Origin of the sequence: Psychrobacter sp. AOP5-GZ1-6, from assembly GCF_052376345.1 — a bacterium.
Taxonomy (GTDB): domain Bacteria; phylum Pseudomonadota; class Gammaproteobacteria; order Pseudomonadales; family Moraxellaceae; genus Psychrobacter.
The window spans coordinates 1-318 of record NZ_JBQSVP010000377.1 but is presented as its reverse complement, the minus strand read 5'-3'; the positions used below and the strand labels follow the sequence as shown (position 1 = coordinate 318).

Annotated in this window: 1 protein-coding gene; it reads left to right on the top strand. The window is 40.9% G+C overall.

Annotation, left to right across the window (positions count from 1 at the left end):
* The coding region (locus ACT3RN_RS16280) for a transposase (protein WP_444518897.1) at positions 1–318 on the top strand (318 nt) is incomplete at both ends.

Sequence of the window (318 nt, the reverse complement as noted above, 5' to 3'; positions counted from 1 at the left end):
TGATATTACTGACCATATCCATGGTTTGCTCGGCGCTGATAAAGGGTATATCAGCCCGAGTCTGACATCGTACTACGACGCTCAAGGAGTAGATTTACAAACGCCACTCAGAGCTAATATGAAAGAAGATAGACCCAAACCTGTGGTAAGACGGCTAATGAAAGCCCGCCGTATCGTTGAAACAGTCATTGGTCAGTTATCAGAACGATTTAATATACAAAAGGTACGAGCAAGAGATTTATGGCATTTGTCTCATCGATTGATTCGTAAGATTCTGTCGCATAATCTGTGCTTTGTACTCAATAAAAAACTTGGTAA